General features: G+C 63.7%; 18 protein-coding genes. 10 read left to right on the top strand and 8 right to left on the bottom strand.

Annotated features, from left to right (window positions below; translation table 11 throughout):
• Positions 1-84: 84 nt before the first annotated feature.
• The 4 genes from AC07XM_RS09335 to AC07XM_RS09320 all read right to left on the bottom strand — a co-directional run bounded on the left by AC07XM_RS09335 (position 85) and on the right by AC07XM_RS09320 (position 1,840).
• Positions 85-402: a DUF2388 domain-containing protein gene (locus tag AC07XM_RS09335; RefSeq protein WP_016487609.1), complete on the bottom strand. Its 318-nt coding sequence runs from the start codon at positions 400-402 to the stop codon at positions 85-87.
• 215 nt (positions 403-617) lie between these two features.
• Positions 618-1,400, bottom strand: coding sequence for an NAD(P)-binding domain-containing protein (locus tag AC07XM_RS09330; protein ID WP_016487608.1), 783 nt, complete (start codon positions 1,398-1,400; stop codon positions 618-620).
• Between the two features lie 12 nt (positions 1,401-1,412).
• A complete protein-coding gene (locus AC07XM_RS09325; RefSeq protein WP_408981013.1) occupies positions 1,413-1,679 on the bottom strand; it encodes a hypothetical protein in 267 nt (88 codons plus the stop codon).
• Positions 1,680-1,693: 14 nt separating this feature from the next.
• Positions 1,694-1,840: a hypothetical protein gene (locus AC07XM_RS09320; protein ID WP_016487606.1), complete on the bottom strand. Its 147-nt coding sequence runs from the start codon at positions 1,838-1,840 to the stop codon at positions 1,694-1,696.
• Between the two features lie 217 nt (positions 1,841-2,057).
• Between AC07XM_RS09320 and AC07XM_RS09315 the strand changes: the two genes are divergently transcribed.
• Positions 2,058-2,684 carry a glutathione S-transferase family protein gene (locus tag AC07XM_RS09315; RefSeq protein WP_023048997.1) on the top strand — a complete coding sequence of 209 codons (627 nt, stop codon included), beginning with the start codon at positions 2,058-2,060 and terminating at the stop codon, positions 2,682-2,684.
• Between the two features lie 110 nt (positions 2,685-2,794).
• Here AC07XM_RS09315 and sfnR read toward each other — a convergent pair whose 3' ends face one another.
• The 4 genes from sfnR to AC07XM_RS09295 form a co-directional block, all read right to left on the bottom strand.
• On the bottom strand, positions 2,795-3,895 hold the full coding sequence (gene sfnR / locus AC07XM_RS09310) for a sigma54-dependent transcriptional activator SfnR (RefSeq protein WP_023048998.1): 1,101 nt from the start codon (positions 3,893-3,895) through the stop codon (positions 2,795-2,797).
• Between the two features lie 9 nt (positions 3,896-3,904).
• A complete protein-coding gene (locus AC07XM_RS09305) occupies positions 3,905-5,092 on the bottom strand; it encodes an acyl-CoA dehydrogenase family protein (RefSeq protein WP_016487603.1) in 1,188 nt (395 codons plus the stop codon).
• Positions 5,093-5,101: 9 nt separating this feature from the next.
• Positions 5,102-5,662, bottom strand: coding sequence for an FMN reductase (gene msuE / locus AC07XM_RS09300; protein WP_016487602.1), 561 nt, complete (start codon positions 5,660-5,662; stop codon positions 5,102-5,104).
• Positions 5,663-5,912: 250 nt separating this feature from the next.
• Complete coding sequence (locus AC07XM_RS09295) at positions 5,913-6,503, bottom strand: TetR/AcrR family transcriptional regulator (protein WP_102689034.1); 591 nt, start codon at positions 6,501-6,503, stop codon at positions 5,913-5,915.
• Between the two features lie 84 nt (positions 6,504-6,587).
• Between AC07XM_RS09295 and AC07XM_RS09290 the strand changes: the two genes are divergently transcribed.
• From AC07XM_RS09290 to AC07XM_RS09250, 9 genes are all read left to right on the top strand, one after another.
• Entirely contained in the window at positions 6,588-7,337 is a 750-nt protein-coding gene (locus AC07XM_RS09290) for an SDR family NAD(P)-dependent oxidoreductase (RefSeq protein WP_016487600.1), read from the top strand.
• Positions 7,330-8,085 carry an SDR family oxidoreductase gene (locus AC07XM_RS09285; protein ID WP_102689033.1) on the top strand — a complete coding sequence of 252 codons (756 nt, stop codon included), beginning with the start codon at positions 7,330-7,332 and terminating at the stop codon, positions 8,083-8,085. Before AC07XM_RS09290 ends, AC07XM_RS09285 begins: the two co-directional genes overlap by 8 nt.
• 195 nt (positions 8,086-8,280) lie before the next feature.
• Positions 8,281-10,356 (top strand): hydantoinase/oxoprolinase family protein, encoded by a 2,076-nt coding sequence (locus tag AC07XM_RS09280; protein WP_095115473.1) that lies wholly within the window; start codon positions 8,281-8,283, stop codon positions 10,354-10,356.
• A gap of 23 nt (positions 10,357-10,379) precedes the next feature.
• A complete protein-coding gene (locus AC07XM_RS09275; RefSeq protein WP_016487598.1) occupies positions 10,380-12,044 on the top strand; it encodes a hydantoinase B/oxoprolinase family protein in 1,665 nt (554 codons plus the stop codon).
• A gap of 3 nt (positions 12,045-12,047) precedes the next feature.
• Positions 12,048-13,250, top strand: coding sequence for a pyridoxal phosphate-dependent aminotransferase (locus AC07XM_RS09270; RefSeq protein ID WP_016487597.1), 1,203 nt, complete (start codon positions 12,048-12,050; stop codon positions 13,248-13,250).
• 25 nt (positions 13,251-13,275) lie between these two features.
• A complete protein-coding gene (locus AC07XM_RS09265) occupies positions 13,276-14,088 on the top strand; it encodes an NAD-dependent epimerase/dehydratase family protein (RefSeq protein WP_102689032.1) in 813 nt (270 codons plus the stop codon).
• A 136-nt stretch (positions 14,089-14,224) separates the two neighbouring features.
• Positions 14,225-15,421: an NAD(P)/FAD-dependent oxidoreductase gene (locus AC07XM_RS09260; protein WP_016487595.1), complete on the top strand. Its 1,197-nt coding sequence runs from the start codon at positions 14,225-14,227 to the stop codon at positions 15,419-15,421.
• A 25-nt stretch (positions 15,422-15,446) separates the two neighbouring features.
• Positions 15,447-17,132 carry a thiamine pyrophosphate-binding protein gene (locus AC07XM_RS09255; RefSeq protein ID WP_102689031.1) on the top strand — a complete coding sequence of 562 codons (1,686 nt, stop codon included), beginning with the start codon at positions 15,447-15,449 and terminating at the stop codon, positions 17,130-17,132.
• Positions 17,133-17,195: 63 nt separating this feature from the next.
• Entirely contained in the window at positions 17,196-18,644 is a 1,449-nt protein-coding gene (locus tag AC07XM_RS09250) for an NAD-dependent succinate-semialdehyde dehydrogenase (protein ID WP_016487593.1), read from the top strand.
• Positions 18,645-18,811: the final 167 nt, after the last annotated feature.

The raw sequence follows: 18,811 nt of genomic DNA, 5'->3' as shown, positions 1-18,811 counted from the left end.
CCCTGCAATCGCTCAGTGATCTGACCTTGAGCACCGTGTTTGCTTCGGTCAACAACCTGTACTGCCGGCCGGCACAGGATTGCCTCAATGATCGGCTATGCGGTCATCCTGAGAAAGAATAGCCCTGGCCAGTTCTTCATCATTGGCCTGTAGCCCTGGGTGGTCCTTGCGCGCCTGTTCCAGCGCCGACTCTACATAGGCGCCACGGATTGCACCGCCGCTGGCGACGAAGGCAGAAAGCTCGTCACGGGCCGGGATGATCCGTTTGTCGTCCTTGAAGGTCGAATACAGCGAAGCGGAAACACCGGCTGAGGTGGCGACGTCGCCCGCATCGACGCGGGCCAGGGCAGCACCGGCAGGCAGCAGGAGCAGCAGCGCAGGGGCGAGGAGTAGGTGGCGCATGTCGAGTTCTCCAATACGTGAAGCACAGGGAAATAAACCACTCAGTGTTTAAGAGGGCCAGGGGGGCGGGTAGTTCCCTTTGCAGGCTGGAGATTGTCGGGGCCGCCGCGCGGCCCCCGAGGCAGGGGCAGGCCAACTGGTTGGTGGTCTTCCCCCGGGCAAAGCACACGAAAACGGCTGGTCCGTTTACCGGGGCTGATACGTTCGATCATCCCTTAGTGCCCGGCCCGCCCTGACCGCGTCAACAGCCCGTCTAGCACCACCTCGCATGCCGCGCCCCAGGTGGCGCTTACCGGCTGATGCATCAGCACCGCGAGGCCATCGGCAGTAAAGGTGCCCGGCGTGGCAATGGCCTCGCCCAAGGCCTTGAGCGTACACGCTGGCTGCTGCCCGGCACTGGCCACGCAGTCTTGCAGGTTGCCCAGCACCAGCGCACGCGCTTCGGTTGCGGGCAGGCCTTTGTCCATCAGCCACTGCTGCAGGTCGTGTAGCAAGAAGTAGAACCAGCCATTCATGCACGCCGCCACGGTGGCCAGCTCGAATTCCGGCTCGCCCTGCAGCACCACCAGTTTGCCCAGTGGCTCCAGGTACTGCGTAGTGAGCGCATCGGGTGGGCACACCACTACCGTGGACTGGTTGTACTGCGCCGCATACGACAGCATCGCACGCACACAGAGGGCACCAGGGAACGCGGTGGACAGTTGCGCAAGGTTGACCCCGGCGGCGAGCGAGACCAGGCGCTGGCCTGAGCGCAGCTGTACGTCATTTGCCAGTTCGGCGAGCGATTGCGGGCGCACGCCAAGGATCACAAGTTCTGCCTGGTCGACCACTGCCTGGTTGCTTGCCAGCACCTGGCAACCATGCTCCTGGGCCAGCACGGCTGCCCGTTGCGCATTGCGCGGTGACAACAGGATGGGGCCTTCGAAACCGCTGCGACGCAGGCCGATGACTGTTTTTTCGGTGAGCTCGCCCACCCCGAGAATGCCAAGGCTATGCATGGTGCCTCCTGATCAGCTTTGCAGGCCGGCGCGGCGCTGGCCCCGGTGCAGGTTGAGGTTGACGCCGGCGCTCAGCAGCGGCTCCGGCGGGTTGCGGTTGGGGCCTGCGGAGCCCAGAAGGACGTCGATCAGCGCGTCGCGTTCGCCGCTCACCCAGTCGGCCAGCAGGGTAACGGTAGCTGTGCCACGGGTGATGGCAAGGCCGTTGCAGCACAGCGCCGCATGCACGTTGGGAGCGAGGGTACCGAAGCGCGACAGGTGGTTGCGCGACAGGCCCATCGAGGCACCCACGTCTATTCAAACGCCATGCCAGACAGCATCGGGAAGCGCCGCTCGAACGAATCGCGATGCTGGCGTCCGGCACGGGCGATGTGGCGTGGGTTGGCGCCGAAACCGCCGCAACCGTTGTCGTGCGCGGGGGTAGAGGTGTTTCTGTACATGGTTTTATCCGTGTTTTTTTGTCCACTATATGGCATTGGCGGTTGGGCGGGGACTATGACGGGAGGGACGGGGAACGGGATGTTATGGCTGCAGGATTGCCTGCGGACGGATTGACCGCGCCGGGCCGAGCGTGATTTGCTCGGCGCTACGGCTTCTTCGCGGGTGAACCCGTGAATGACTCGACACGATCATTCAAAGGAAACTGAAGGTCCCACCATGCCCGACTACAAGCTGCATTGCTTCGCCGAATCCGGCAACGCCTACAAGGCTGCGCTGATGCTCGAACTCACGGGCCAGGACTGGCAGCCGGTGTTCGTCGACTTCTTCCATGGCCAGACCCGTGAGCAAACCTGGCGCGATGAGGTGAACGAGCAGGGCGAGGTGCCGGTGATGGAGCACGCTGGCAAGCGTTTCACCCAGTCTGCGCTGATTCTGGACTACCTCGCCGAACAGACCGGCCAGTTCGGGCCCCGTGACGATGACGAAAAGCGCGAGATCTGGCGCTGGATGCTGTTCGACAACCACAAGTTCACCAGCTATTACGCCGCGCTGCGCTTTCTGTTCTGCCTGAAGAATACCGGCGAAACGGACGTGACCCGGTTCCTGCGTGAGCGTGCCACGGCGGCTTACCGCATTGTCGACGCGCACCTGGCGAAGACGCCGTTCATGGTTGGCGGCCGGCTGACCATCGCCGACCTGTCGTTGGCGGGGTATGTATTCATGCCGGAAGACACCGGTATTCCATTGGCGGAGTTCACCCATATCGAGGCGTGGAAGGCGCGGATCCAGGCGCTGCCAGGCTGGAAGCACCCGTATGAACTGATGCCGCGCACGGCATCCTGACCCATTCGCGGGCACGCCCGCTCCCACAGGTACTGCATAAGCTTCAAGCTTGCGCTGTCCCTGTGGGAGCGGCTTTAGCCGCGAAAGGGCCGGCTCAGGCATTACAAAACTCAGATCGACAACCGCACCACCCGGTTATCCAGCGCCTGCTGTTCCTGCCCGCGCCGCTTGTTCACCACCAGCTCGCCAATCGCAATCAGTCGCGTGCGGGTGATGTTGCGCGATAACCCCAGCAATTGCGCGGTATGCACCTGATTGTAATGGCAGAACCGATAGGCCGAGCGCAGCAGGGCGTTTTCCACTTTCTCGTACAGGTCGCCCGACTGCTCCTCGTACAGCCGGCTGAACGCCCGCTGTAGCAGGTCCTCCACATCATTGCCTGCCGGCTCCTCTTCTTGTCGCTCGATGCGCAGGTTGGACAAACGCAGGTCCTGTGCCTGTATCGTACCGTCGCCACAGGTCAGCAAGCTGTGGTGAATCACGTTTTCCAGCTCGCGGATATTGCCCGGCCAACTGTATTCCACCAGCTTGGCCTGTGCCTTGGGGCTCAGTTCCACCGGTCCGTAGCCAAGCCGGTCGCTGTAAGTGCGGATGAAGTGCCGGGCCAGCGGCAGGATGTCACCCGGGCGGTCGCGCAACGGGTGCAACTGCAAGGTCACCACGTTCAGCCGGTAGTACAGGTCCTCACGGAAATGCCCGGCGTTGATGGCCTTTTCCAGCTGCACGTTGGTCGCAGCCAGTACCCGCACGTTGATCGGGATGCTCTTGCGCGACCCAAGCCGTACCACCTCGCGCTCCTGCAACACGCGCAGCAGCTTGACCTGGATCGGCAGTGGCAAGTCGCCGATCTCGTCGAGGAACAGGGTGCCGCCGTTGGCCTCCTCGAACCAGCCGGCCTTGGCCGACAGGGCGCCGGTGAAGGCGCCTTTTTCATGGCCGAACAGTTCGGCTTCCACCAGCGATTCGGAGAATGCGCCGCAGTTGACCGCAACGAACGGCCCGTTGCGCCGGCCGCTGAGGTTGTGGATGTGGCGCGCGACCAGCTCCTTGCCCGTGCCGGTTTCGCCAATGATCAGGACGCTGGCCTCGCTGGGGGCGACCTGTTGCAAGTGAGCGAGCAGCGCCTGCGATCTGGGGTCTTCGAAGACCTGTGCGGTCGCCCTGATCGAGGTGGCCAGTGTCGGTGACGGGGGGAGGGTCAGCAGTTGCATGGGCAGTCCTCAGGAGTAGAAGGATGGGGCAGGACGTTTGTCGTTGAGGGCCCACTCGCCGAGTTCGTGGATGCGGTAGTCCACCGGGTCGTGCAGGGTTTGTGTGCGCAGGTTGCGCCAGTGCCGGTCGAAGCGCAGCGAGGCATGGGTGGCACGGGCACCGGTGACTTCGAACAGGCGGTTGCAGATGTCCAGGCCGTGACGGCTGGCGGCGACCTTGGCGGTGCCGATGGCCAGCGCCAGGTCGCCGCGCTCCTCGGCGGTGAGGGCATGTTCCTTGGCCCAGGCGGCGTCCAGTTGGCGCGCGGCCCGTTCGATCAGCAGGCGCACGCTTTCCAGGCCGACCCAGAACTCGCCGTAATGACGCAGCACGTAAGGGTCTTCGGCACTGCTGGCGGCGCTGGAGCGGAACCACGGCCGGCTTTCCTTGAGCGTGTACTGACGGGCTTCGTCGAAGGCGCCCTCGGCAATGCCGAGGAACAGGTTGGCGAAGTGCAACTGGGCAATCAGCGGCCGCAGGGCGGCAAACGGCGTGCTCAGGGGGCCTGGGTCGAGCAGCAGTTCATTGTGCTCGACCCGCACACGTTCGAATGTGGCGCTGCCACTGTCGGTCTGGCGCTGGCCGATGTTGTTCCAGTCGCGGTGCAGGCTGATGCCGGTGCGGCCGCTGGGAATGGCGGCGATCAGCAGTTTGCCGCCGGCACGTTCGTCCACCGCCGAGGCGATGAGCATTTCTGAGTCGCTGGCGCCGGAGCAGAAGCTTTTCTTGCCAGAGAACTCGCACCAGCCGTCGAAGTGCTTGACCACCGTGCGCGTGTCCAGCGGGTTCAGGGCATTACCCCAGAACCACTGTTTGCGGGCGGTCTGTTCAAACCACGGCTGCCACTGGTCCGGGCGTGAGAACAGGCGAACGGTGGCCAGCATCAGGTGGTGAAAGCCGAATACATGGGCGATGGAGCTGTCGACCCGGGCGAATTCGCGCACCACCGCGAAGGTGTCGTGCCAGTTGGCGCCCTGGCCGCCGAAGGCCTGCGGGATCGCCAGCGACAGCAGGCCGCTGCCACGCAGCGCATCGCGCTCGGCTTTTGGCGTGCCGCCGCGCTCGTCGCGCTCGACGGCGGTCTGGGCAAACTGCCCGGCCAGTTCTCGGGCGATTGCCAACGCCGGGCGCAGGGGGGCATTTACAGGTGCATTCATGGCCGCTCCTCAGGCGCTTTTACGCAATGCGTGGTGGGCGCCGAACAGCGGCACGGCACGCTCGGCGGCCAGGCGGATGCGGGCGGCGAGGGCATCGCTGGACACCCGATAGTCGGCCAGTTCCGCCTGGCTGGCGAACACGCCGATGGGCAGGGTCAGGGCCTGCAGGAAGCTGAACAGCGGGCGCAGCTGGTGGTCGAGCACCAGTGCATGGCGTTCGCTGCCACCGGTGGCAGCGAGCAGTACCGGGGTGTCGACCAGGGCGTCCTGGCCGATCAGGTCGAACAGGTGCTTGAAGTGGCCGGTGAAACTGCCACGGTACACGGGTGTGGTCACCACCAGCAGGTCGGCCTTTTCCACCAGGCGCAGCTGCTGTTCGACGGTTTCGGGCAGTTCGCTGCGCCACAGGGCACTGCCCAGCGGGCGGGCGATGTCGCCCAGTTCGATCAGGTGCGGCTTGATGTGCAGGTGTTCGGCCAGTTCGGCCAGGATTGCCTCGGTCAGGGCCAGGGTGCGCGAAGGGCGGGAAGTACCGCCGGACAGGGCTACGACGTTCAGTGGGGTGCTCATGGGCAGGTCTCCGGTTCTGGTTGAGCGGGACTTTGCTTGAGCAATCGTCGTGCCGAATTAAAAAATCCCTATAAATCAACAAGTCAGCAACTTTGCAAAGGCGAGCTGCTGTTGCCGGACGGGCGTTTCGTGTTGATCGGGTGTTGCGCTGCCAACAGTTGACCAAGTGTTGGCGGCTGTGCAGTGGCGAGAGTTATAGAGGATTATTTTTCATTAAAAAAAGAATAAGAATTTATATTGTTATTCTATTTTATCGATGTACGGCTGTTTTGCCGGTACCGACGATGCCCTGCACGAAGGTCACCAGTTGCTCCTTGGCAGTCATTACAGTCCCCCATTGCGCCTGCCCGCACAGCAAGCCCAGCACTGCATGGGCAATCGACCGCGCGCGCGGAGTCGTCAGGCCGCACTCGGCGGCGACGATGTCGCTGAGTAGCCCGCTGTATTCAGCTTTCAACTGTTCCACTTGCAACAGTTGCTCCTCGTTCAGATTCATGGCCTCCCGCGTCATCAACACCAGCTTGTCCGGGTTGGCTTGGCTGTAGGTCACAAAGGCCTGTACAAAACAGGGCAAGCGTTCACTGGTGGCTCGGGCGCCTTTGAGGCATTGTCGGGTTTCATACAGCAGGTCGGTCAGGCTCGACTCGATCAGCTCGAACAGCAGGCCCTGTTTGGTATCGATATGGTGATACAGCGAGCCGGCGCGCAGGCCCAGGTGACTGGCCAGGTCACGCAGGCCGATGGCCTGGTAGCCATGGCTGGCAAACAGCGCGGTGGCCGCATCCAGCAAGCGGTCCCGGGCGTGTGGGGTAGGTACGGGCGAGAGGCTGGAAGCGGGCATGGCAGCACCTGTCGGCGAATTGATGTTTGACCAAATGTAAGACAACAGGCATCTTACGTAAAGACTCAATCGCGGAGGTGTTTTGTGGATAATCAAACGGTGGTGATCGTAGGTGGTGCCTCGGGTCTGGGCCTGGAAACAGCCCGGCTGATGGTCAAGCGTGGCGCTGGCAAAATCGGCCTGATCGACCGCAACGAGCAATTGTTGGTACAAGCTGCAGAAGAGCTGCGCGGGCAGGGTGTGGAGGTGGCAATCGCAGTCGGTGACATTGCCCGCAAGGACACCGCCCACGCAGCCTTCGCACAGATCGTTGAAGGCCTGGGACGGGTGCATTGCCTGGTCAACAGCGCGGCCATCTACCCGCGCCAGGACATCTTCGAGATCACCGACGAAGAGTGGGACCTGGAAAACGCCGTGAACATCAAGGGCACCTACCACATGATGGTCGCGGCGGTGCGCCACATGCAGCAGTACGTGGCAGCCCCGGCGGTGACCGGGCGCATCGTCAACGTCACCTCGGTGGATGCCTTCAAGGCCCACCCGCAAAACGCCCACTATGCGGCGACCAAGGCTGCGGTGGTAAGCCTGACCAAGTCGTTCGCCCAGGCCTGTGCCAAGGACCAGATCCTGGTCAACTCGGTGGCGCCGGCCGGTTTTGCCACCGAGCGCGCCAAGCAGTTGGGCTTCCTTGGCGAACTGGCCGCCGCCAACCCGCTGGGCCGCGCGGCGGAGCCGGCAGAAATCGCCGAGTGGATCGTGATGATGGGCAGTAGCCGCAACAGCTATGCCACGGGTGAAAACGTGATTGTCAGCGGGGGTTACATCTATGCCTGAAGTCGCATTCCCCGAGGGCTACCAGCGCGCGCTGGTGAGCGGGGCTACCAGCGGTATCGGCAAGGCCATCGTGCTGGCGCTGCGTGACGCCGGCCTGCAGGTGATTGCCGTGGGGCGCAGCCCGCAGGCGCTGGCGGAGCTTGCTGGCGAGCCAGGTGTGACCACCTTGCAGGCGGATGTGCGCGACTACCGGTCGCTGGCTGCCGCGCTGGAAGGGCAGGCGGTGGATGTGCTGGTCAACAACGCGGGCATTCTGTCTACCCGTGCGGCGTTCCAGGACATCGACGAAGCCGAAATCGACAATATGCTCGACATCAACCTCAAGGCGCCGCTGCACCTGGCGCGCCAGGTGTTGCCGGGCATGGTCGGGCGGGGCAGGGGGCATCTGTTTTTCATCGGCTCCAGTGCCGGCCGCGCGCCGCACCCTGGTGCGGCGGTGTACGGGGCGTCCAAGGCCGGCGTCAGCCTGTTCTGCGATGCCTTGCGCTGTGATCTGCTGGGCAGCGGGGTGCGGGTGACCGAAATTGCCCCGGGCAGGGTGCAGACCCAGCTGTACAAGGCAGCGATGGGCATGCAGGCAGCGGGTAGCGAGCTGTATGACGGCTACGAGTCGATCCAGCCGGAAGACATCGCACAGCTGCTGCTGGCGGCGCTGAAGATGCCCCGGCAGGTGGATGTGTCGCGGCTGGAAGTGTTCCCCACGGCGCAGGCGGTGGGTGGCGGGCGGATGGTCAAGACTGCGGGTTGATCTAGCAGTTGTGTTGCCTGTGCCAGCCTCTTCGCGGCGGTTTGGCGCCTCGCTGAACCGCTCCAGCAGAAGCCGGCATAGGAAGGCGAGATTTCGGAAAATAGGTGCTTGACCACCTGTAAGACAACATATAACTTACATGAAGACCGTTTCAGCCGGTCGAGACAACTACAAAGCACTGCAGGGGATATGACGATGACTGCGACATCATGCCGGGTCGGCGTGGACATAGGCGGGACCTTCACCGATATCGCGCTGGACGTGAACGGCGTGCTGCATTCGACCAAGATCCTGACCGACTATGAGCTGCCCGAACGGGCCATCCTCACTGGCGTGCGCCAGGTGGTGGAGCAGGCAGGCCTGGCGCTGTCGGACATTGATCAGTTGATCCACGGTACCACCCTGGCCACCAACGCCCTGATCGAGCGCCGTGGCGCACGCACAGCCTTCATCACCACCGAAGGCTTCCGCGACACCTTGGAAATGCGCACCGAGAACCGCTTCGAGCAGTACGACATCAACATCGTCCTGCCGCCGCCGCTGATCGACCGCGAACACCGCTACACCCTGCGTGAACGCCTGAATGTCAAAGGCCAAGTGCTGATTGCCCCTGCGCAGGCCGAAATCGATGCCCTGGTCGAGCGCATCGCCGAAGGCAACTACCAGAGCGTCGCCATCGGCTTCATTCACAGCTACGTCAACGGCGCCCACGAGCGCCAGCTGCGCGATGCCCTGCAGGCGCGCCTGCCGCAGCTGTCGATTTCCATCTCCAGTGAAGTCTCGCCGCAGATGCGCGAGTTCGAGCGCTTCAATACCGTGTGCGCCAATGCCTACGTCAAGCCGCTGATCAAATCCTACCTGGACCGCCTGGTGGTTACCCTCAAGCAAGAGGGCGCCGATTGCCCGGTGTTCATGATTCACTCCGGCGGCGGCATCATCTCGGTGCAGAGCGCAGCAGAGTTTCCGGTGCGCCTGGTGGAGTCCGGCCCGGCCGGTGGTGCCATCTTTGCTGCCGACATCGCCCGCCGTTACCAGCTGGAGAACGTGCTGTCGTTCGACATGGGCGGCACCACGGCAAAAATCTGCCTGATCGAAGACCAGGTGCCGAAAACCGCGAAAACCTTCGAAGTTGCACGTACCTACCGCTTCAAGAAGGGCAGCGGCATGCCGATTTCCATCCCGGTGGTGGAAATGGTCGAGATCGGCGCGGGTGGTGGTTCCATCGCCAGCATCGACAGCATGCGCCAAATTCGCGTGGGCCCGCACAGCGCGGCGTCCGAGCCTGGCCCGGCCTGCTATGGCCGTGGCGGCCTGGAGCCGACCATCACCGACGCCAACCTGCTGCTTGGTCGCCTGGATGCCGACAACTTCGCCGGTGGCGCGCTACGCCTGTCCCGAGACAACGCCGCCAACGCCATGGCCCGGGAGATCGGCCAGCCGCTGGGCATGCAGGCCGACACAGCAGCGTTCGGCGTGTGCGAAGTGGTCGACGAGAATATGGCCAACGCCGGCCGTGTGCACGCGGTGGAAAGCGGCAAAGACATCGCCGACTACACCATGATCACCTTTGGTGGTGGAGGCCCGCTACACGCTGCGCGGCTGTGCGAAAAAATGGGCGTGGCGCGTTTCATCGTCCCGGCCGGTGCCGGGGTGGGCTCGGCCATTGGCTTCCTGCGTGCGCCGTTCGGCTATGAGGCCGTACGCAGCGCCTTCGTGCGCCTGTCCGAGTTCGAGGCCGCGCAAGTCAACGGCCTGATCGACGAGATGAAAGCCGAGTCGCTGGGCTTCCTGCGCCAGGGCATGCCGCAAGGCGAGCCGGAAATGGACTGCACCGCATTCATGCGCTATGTCGGCCAGGGCTGGGAAATCCCCGTCGCGCTGCCTTTCAAAGCCTTCAGCGCTGCCGACACGGTAGAGTTCAAGGCGCGCTTCGAAGAAGCCTACACCCGCTTCTTCGGCCGCCCCATCGAAGGACCGGACATCGAGATCGTCAGCTGGTCGGTCCGGGCCAGTTCGCCGCTGCCGCCGGTGGCACGCATCGAAGAAGTGGGCGCTGCCTACCGCGCCCACGAAGTCACGCGGCGCCAGGTGTTCGACGTGGCCGCTGGCGGTTTCGTCGAAGCCGGCATCTACCCACGCGAAGAGCTGCAGGTCGGTGCCCGTGTGGACGGCCCGGCGATCATCGTCGAGCGCGAAACTTCGACCTTCGTCACCTCCAACTTCACCGCCACGGTCCAGCCAGACGGCTGCCTGCTGGTCGTGCGCCGCTAACGCCTGATTCGGAAGCCAGAACCATGAGCGATACTTTGATCGACATTCAAATGCAGGTGATGTGGAACCGCCTGGTCTCGGTGGTCGAAGAGCAGGCGCTGACCCTGATCCGCACCGCGTTTTCCACCAGCGTACGTGAAGCCGGCGACCTGTCTGCGGGGGTGTTCGACCGTGCCGGCAACATGCTGGCCCAGGCAGTCACCGGTACCCCGGGCCACGTCAATACCATGGCCGAGGCGGTGGTGCACTTCATCAACGACATCGGCGAAGACAACATCTTCGAAGGCGATGTGTACGTGACCAACGACCCGTGGAAGGGTACCGGCCACCTGCACGACATCACCATCGTTTCGCCGTCGTTCTACAAAGGCAGGCTGATCGGCTACTTCGCCAGTACCGCCCACGTGGTGGACATCGGTGGCCGCGGTTTTGGCCCCGATGCCCGCGAGGTGTACGAGGAAGGGCTTTTCATCCCGATCATGAAGCTGTTCGAGCGCGGCAAGGTCAACCGCGACCTGATCAACATCCTGCGCAACAACGTGCGCGAGAACGACCGCGTAGTGGGCGACTTCTATGCGCTGTCGGCGTGCAACGAGACCGGTCACAAACGCCTGCTGGACATGCTCGAAGAGTTCAAGCTGGACGACCTGGAACACATCGGTGGCTTCATCCTGGAGCACAGCCGCCGCGCTACCCTTGAATGCTTCAAGTCGTTGCCCCACGGTACCTACACCAACAGCATGACCCTGGATGGCTACGACGTGCCGGTGACCCTGGTGGTGACCCTCACTGTTGGCTCCGACGGCATCAAGAGCGATTTCACCGGCACTTCGGGCATGAGCCAGTTCGGCATCAACGTGCCGCTGGGCTACGCCAAGGCCTATGCTTGCTATGGCCTCAAATGCATCGTCGCGCCGGAAATCCCGAACAACACTGCATCGTTGGCGCCGTTCGAGGTCACTGCGCCGGAAGGCTGCATCCTCAACGCCAAGCACCCGGCGCCGGTGTCGGTGCGCCATGTGCTGGGCCATTTCGTGCCCGACCTGGTGCTTGGCGCACTGCACAAGTGCCTGCCCGGCAAAGTGCCGGCCGAGGGCGCCAGTGCCTTGTGGAACCTGCACCTGAGCGTGCGCCCGCTGGAAAGCAACCCGACTGGCCGGAATGCCGAGATGCTGATGTTCAACAGTGGCGGCATGGGTGCCCGTTCGGCCATGGATGGCCTCAGTGCCACGGCGTTCCCCAGCGGCGTGCACACCATGCCGGTGGAAGCCACCGAGCATGCTGGCCCGGTGGTGGTGTGGCGCAAGGAGCTGCGTGAAGGCTCTGGTGGCGCCGGCCAGTTGCGCGGCGGCCTGGGCCAGGAGATCGAAGTGTCGGCGGCCGAGGGTTACAGCTTCCGCTTCAGTGCCATGTTCGACCGTATCCAGTACGCGGCACGCGGCCTGGAGGGTGGCAAAGCGGGCGCCGAAGGTTTTGTCGGCCTGGACGATGGCAGCCTGCTGCGCGGCAAGGGCCAGCAGTTCGTGCCTGCCGAGCGTCGCCTGGTGCTGCGCCTGCCCGGTGGTGGTGGCTACGGTGACCCGCGCCAGCGCGACCCCAGACAGGTTGAACGCGATGTGCGTGCGGGCTACATCAGCGCCGAACAGGCACGCAACGACTACGGCTTCGACGCCGCCCAGGAGCGCTAGAAAATGGACGTGCAAAGCAGCCGCGTGCGTGCGGTAAAAAGCTCGCCAAGCATGGCGGTGTCGGTACTGGCCAAGCAGATGCTGGCCCAGGGCGAACCGGTCATCAACCTGGCCCTTGGCGAGCCAGACTACAACGTGCCGGCTCACGTTATCGAGGCCGCGTACCAGGCAATGCGCGCGGGCAACAACCACTACACCGGGCCCAATGGCCTTGAAGTGTTGCGCCAGGCCATCGTCGACAAGTTTGCCCGGGAAAACGATCTGGTCTATGGCCTGGACGAAATCTGCGTGGGCAATGGTGCCAAGCAACTGTTGTTCAATGCCTTCCTCGCTACGCTCGAGTCGGGTGACGAGGTAATCACCCCGGCGCCGTACTGGGTGTCTTATACCGACATGGCCCTGCTCAATGGTGGCGTGCCAAAGGTCATCCCGTGCAGCGCGCAGCAGGGCTTCAAGCTCAAGCCCGAACAGCTGGAAGCTGCCATCACCCCACGCACCCGTTGGGTGATGCTCAACTCGCCGAACAACCCGAGCGGTGCGATTTTCACCCAAGAAGAGTTTGCTGCGTTGGGCAAGGTGCTGGAGCGGCACCCGAACGTGCTGATCATCTCTGACGAGATCTACGAGCACATCGTGCTGGGTGATCAGCCGTTCGTGTCCTTCGTCACGGCTTGCCCGCAGTTGCGTGAGCGCACCTTGCTGATCAACGGTGTGTCCAAGGCCTATGCCATGACCGGCTACCGGCTTGGCTACGCCGCCGGACCAAAAGACCTGGTGGTGGCGATGAACAAGACCCAATCGCAGACCACCACCTGCCCGTCGAGCATTTCGCAGCTGGCGGCCGTGGCGGCGCTGAACGGGCCGCAGAACTTCGTGCGCGAAGCCAACCGCGAGTACCAGGCGCGTGGCGCGCTGGTGGTACAGGGGTTGGCGCAGATCCCGGGCCTGCAATTGCAGATGCCACAGGGCGCGTTTTATGCCTTCCCTGACGTCAGTGCCTTCATTGGCAAGCGCACCCCCGATGGCCAGGTCATTTGTAACGATGCCGACCTTTCGGCCTACCTGCTGCGCGTTGGCAAGGTCGCGACCGTCCCGGGTTCGGCGTTTGGCCTTGAGCCCTACATTCGTCTGTCGTTCGCCACGTCGCGGCAGGAACTGGAACAAGCCCTGGGGCAGTTGCGCGATGCGTTCGCGGCGCTGTCCTGACCCCACCAAGCATTCGAGGTAAGACATGAGCAAGCCTTTCAAACGACTGCTGATCACCGGCGCCGCCGGACGCCTTGGCAGCGTGCTGCGCAAGCACCTGGCCGCCTTCGCCGACGAGCTGCGCCTGACCGACATCGCCGAGATGGGCCACGCTGCGCCGCATGAACAGCTGGTGCGTTGCGACCTGGCCAATTTCAACGATGTGCTGCCGCTGACTGAAGGCGTCGACGCCGTCGTGCATGCGGGTGGCGTACCCGTGGAGGACACCTTCGACAAGATCCTCAACGGTAACATCGTTGGCACCTACAACATCTACGAAGCGGCACGGCGCAATGGCGTCAAGCGTGTGGTGTACACCAGCTCCAACCACGCCATCGGTTTCTACGACCGCACCGAAACCATCGACGCAACCGCCGCGCACCGCCCCGACAGCCTGTATGGCGTCAGCAAGTGCTTCGCCGAGGACCTGGGCCGCTATTACTGGGACAAGTTCGCCATCGAGTCGGTCAACCTGCGCATCGGCTCGTCGTTCCCTGAGCCACTGGACCGGCGGATGCTCGCTACCTGGCTGTCGTTCGACGACTTCGCCCAGCTCACCGAGCGCTCGCTGCTGGCGCCGCGGGTCGGGCACATGATCGTCTACGGCATGTCGGCCAACCGCGAAAGCCTGTGGGACAACCGCCTGGCTTCGTCCATCGGTTACGTGCCCAAGGACAGCGCCGACGACTACCGTGACAAGGTGCTGGCCGAGCACCCGCCACTGGATCCGAACGAACCGGCCGCGCGCTATCACGGCGGCAACTTCGCCGGCGCCGGGCACTTCGAAGACCCGAAATAATCGCCTCGTCTGCCACAGGGACAGCGCGGCCCATTGTGAGAGCGGGTTTACCCGCGAAGAGGCCGGTGCGGGTAAAAGAAGCCCGCGTGGCGAGTGTGAATCTTGTATATCGCAACATCAGAAGAGAGCTAATTCCATGGCTTCCACCGCTAAACAACAGAATTACGATGTGGTGATCGTCGGTGGCGCGGTCAACGGCAGCGCCACCGCCTACTTCCTGGCCAACAACCCGGACTTCAACGGTTCGGTACTGGTCATCGAGCGCGACTGGACCTACAACAAGTCGGCCACCGCGCTGTCGAGCAGCTCGATCCGCCAGCAGTTCTCCAACCCGATCAACATCGAAATTTCCAGATTCGGTGCCGAGTTCGTGCGCAGCTTCCCCGAAGTGATGGAGGTAGATGGCGATCGCCCGGACCTGGCCTTCCACGAGAACGGCTACCTGTTTCTGGGTGATGACAAAGGCTACGAAGTGCTGCGCCGCCTGCACGATACCCAGGTATCCCACGGCGCTGACGTGCACTTGCTCGACCCCGAGCAGCTGCAGCGCACATTCCCTTGGGTGAACATCGACAGCCTCGCCGGTGCCAGCTACGGGCGTAGCGGTGAAGGCTGGTTCGACAGCCTGGGCATGCTCAACGGCTTCCGCCGCAAGGCGCGCTCGATGGGCATCGAGTACATCGAGAACGAAGTGGTGAGTGTCCAGCGTGAAGGCGACCGGATTACCGGCGTGCAACTGGCCAGCGGAGAGCGCATCGGCTGCGGCCTGCTGGTCAACTGTGCCGGTACCCGCGGTACCAAGGTGGCGCGCATGGCCGGCCTGGATATCCCGGTCGAGCCGCGCCGCCGCTCGCTGTTCGTGTTCGATTGCCGTACCCCGCTGGAAGGCACCGTGCCCCTGACCATCGACCCGACCGGGGTGTTCTTCCGCCCCGAAGGCAAGTTCTACCTGGGCGGTACCTACCCGAAAAACGACCCGGAAGTGGACTTCGAAGATTTCGATGTGCTGCACGAAGAGTTCGACGAAGAGGTGTGGCCGATCCTCGCTGAGCGGGTGCCGGCGTTCGAAGGCATCAAGGTGGTCAACTTCTGGGCCGGGCACTACGACTTCTGCGTGCTGGACCACAACGCCATCGTTGGCCCGCATAACGAGGTGAACAACTTCCTGTTCTGCAATGGCTTCAGCGGGCATGGGCTGCAGCAGGCACCGGCCATTGGTCGCGGGCTGTCCGAATTGATCACCTATGGCGGCTACCGCTCGCTCGACCTGAGCGCGCTGAGTTACCAGCGGGTGATCGACAACAAGCCGTTCCTGGAAGATTCGGTCATCTGACCGCAGCGCATGAGGTAGAACAACAATGAGCAACTCCGAAGTGAAGCGCAGTGGCGGTCAGGTACTGGTCGATGCCCTGCGGGTGAATGGTGTCGAGCGTGCGTTCTGCGTGCCAGGTGAAAGCTACCTGGCAGTGCTCGATGCGCTACACGATGTGCAGGATGAGATCGACCTGATCGTCTGCCGCCAGGAGGGCGGTGCTGCCTACATGGCCGAGGCCTACGGCAAGCTGACAGGCCAGCCAGGCATCTGCTTCGTCACCCGCGGCCCAGGTGCCACCAACGCCTCGGTGGGCGTGCACACCGCGTTCCAGGACTCCACGCCGATGCTGCTGTTCATCGGCCAGGTGGCACGTGACCAGATCGAACGCGAAGCCTTCCAGGAAGTGGACTACCGGCGCATGTTCGGCCAGATGGCCAAGTGGGTGGTGCAGATCGACGATGCCGCGCGCATTCCCGAACTGGTCAACCAGGCTTTCCAGCGCGCCATCAGTGGCCGCCCTGGTCCGGTGGTAATCGCGCTGCCAGAAGACATGCTCACCGACCTGGTGCAGGTCGCCGATGCGCGCCCGGCCCAGCGTGTCGAGGCTGCTCCGGCGCCCCAGGCAATGGGCGAGTTGCAGGCGCTGCTGGCCAAGGCCCAGCGGCCACTGGTGATTGCCGGTGGCGGTGGCTGGAATGACCAGGCGGTGGCCGACCTGAAGCGCTTCGTGCAGGCGCAGAACGTGCCACTGGCGGCGTCGTTCCGCTGCGAGGACCTGTTCGACAACACCGACCCGCACTATGCCGGTGACCTGGGCCTGGCTGCCGGCCCGGTGTTGGTCGATGCGGTAAAGCAGTCTGACCTGTTGATTGTGGTGGGTGCCCGCCTGGGTGAGATGACCACGGGCGGATATGCGCTGGTCGACATTCCAACGCCAAAGCAGGCGCTGGTGCATGTACATGCCAGCGCCGAGGAGATCGGCCGCGTTTACCAGCCGACCCTGGGCATCAATGCCGGCCCCGGCAGCTTCCTGGCCCAGGCCGCTGCCTTGCAGGCGGTGCGTCCGGCGGAATTCGCCGACTGGGTCGCCAGCCTGAACAGCGGCTACCGCGGCAACTTCGAAACACCGCGCTCGCCGGGTGATGTGCAGATGAGCGAAGTGATCGCCTGGCTGAACAAGACCCTGCCGGCCGACAGCATCCTCACCTGTGGTGCCGGCAACTACACCGGCTGGGTGCACCGTGGCTACCAGCACCGTGTATTCCGCACGCTGCTCGGGCCTACCAACGGCTCGATGGGCTACGGCGTGCCGGCGGCAGTGGCGGCCAAGCTGACCTACCCGCAGCGCACGGTGGTGGCGTTTGCCGGTGACGGTTGTTTCCTGATGAATGGCCAGGAACTGGCCACTGCGGCGCACTACGACGCACGGGTGATCACCGTGGTGGTCAACAACGGCATGTACGGCACCATCCGCATGCACCAGGAGCGCACCTATCCTGGGCGGGTGTCCGGCACCGAACTGCACAACCCGGACTTTGCCGCCCTGGCGCGCGCCTATGGGCTGCACGGTGAAACCGTTACCCGTACCGAGGACTTCGCTGCCGCTTTCGAGCGTTGCCAAGTATCCGGCAAGCCGGCGCTGATCGAAGTGCAGGTCGACCCCGAAGCCCTGACCCCGCGCATGACCCTCAGCCAGATTCGCGACAAGGCCCTGCAAGCCAAGCGCTGATTCACCTCGGGTGGGGCGCGGTCCGGCCCCACCTTTTTTCATTATCCGAACGAGCCAATCGACATGAAACTTGCCGATCGTGATCTGCTGCGTGAAGTTTGCTATATCGATGGAAAATGGCTGGCGGCTGACAGCGGCCAGCGCATTGCCGTGACCAACCCGGCCACCGGCCAAGTGCTGGGCCACGTGCCGCGGATGGGGGCAGAAGAAACCCGCCGTGCCATCGCGGCTGCCGAGTGCGCCTTGCCAGCGTGGCGGGCGCTGACTGCCAAGGAGCGTGCCGCCCGGCTGCAGGCCTGGTTCCGCGAAATCCTCGCTCATCAGGAAGACCTGGCGCGCATCATGACCGCCGAGCAGGGCAAGCCCCTGGCCGAATCCCGTGGCGAGATTGCCTTTGCCGCCGCTTATGTGGAGTTCTATGCCGAGGAAGGCAAACGCATCTATGGCGATGTGATTCCTTCGCCGAACGCTGATCGGCGCTTGATCGTGACCAAGGAACCGATTGGTGTGTGTGCGGCGATTACACCTTGGAACTTCCCGGCGGCGATGATCACCCGCAAGGCGGCGCCGGCTTTGGCGGCGGGCTGCACGTTGGTGCTCAAGCCCGCTTCGCAAACCCCGTTCAGCGCGCTGGCACTGTGCGTGCTGGCCGAGCGTGCCGGTATCCCGGTGGGTGTGCTTAGCGTGGTGACCGGCGATTCGGCGGCCATTGGCGGCGAGCTGACGGCCAGCCCGGTGGTGCGCAAGTTGTCGTTCACCGGCTCGACCCCCATCGGCATCCAGTTGCTGCGGCAGTCGGCGGCAACGGTGAAGAAGGTGACCATGGAGCTGGGCGGCAACGCTCCGTTCATCGTGTTCGACGATGCCGACCTGGAAAAAGCGGTGGAAGGCGCGCTGATCGCCAAGTTCCGCAACAGCGGGCAGACCTGCGTGTGCGCCAACCGCTTCTATATCCAGGACGGCATCTACGAGCGCTTCGTGGCGCGCTTTGCCGAGCGCGTGGGTGAGCTGGTCGTCGGGCAGGGCGATGCACCAGGTACACAGGTCGGCCCGATGATCGACGGGCGTGCGGCCAATGGTGTCGAACGGCTGGTCGGCGAAGCTGTGGAGGCCGGTGCGCGGGTGGTGGCGGGAGGGCGTCGGCACGCCATGGGCGAGGCCTTCTTCGAGCCGACCTTGCTGGCGGATGTGACGCCGGACATGCGCGTGGCGCGCGAGGAAATTTTCGGGCCGGTGGCGCCGATCTTCCGCTTCGGCAGTGAGGAGGAAGTGATTGCCCAGGCCAACGACACCGAGTTCGGCCTGGCCTGCTACCTGTATGCCCGGGATGTCGGGCGCATCTGGCGGGTGACGGAAGCGCTGGAGTACGGCATGGTCGGGGTCAACGTCGGCGTGGTGGCGACTGAAGTGGCGCCGTTTGGCGGGGTGAAGGCCTCGGGGTTGGGCAGGGAGGGGTCACGCTACGGGATCGAGGATTACCTGGAACTCAAGTATGTGTGCCTTGGGCTTTAAGGCATTCCTGAGGCTCTGAGGTTGCCTGTACCGGCCTCTTTGCGGGCAAACCCGCTCCCACAGGTACTGCACAGCTCTCAAGATCTGCATGGCACCTGTGGAAATTTCCCACAGGTACGGCGCATGATTTGAAGGCCGTGCGGTCACTGTGGGAGCGGGTTTACCCG

Source organism: Pseudomonas sp. GW460-LB5, from assembly GCF_059423245.1.
Note: the sequence above shows the minus strand (reverse complement) of the source record. Positions and strands in the feature narration are given on the sequence as shown.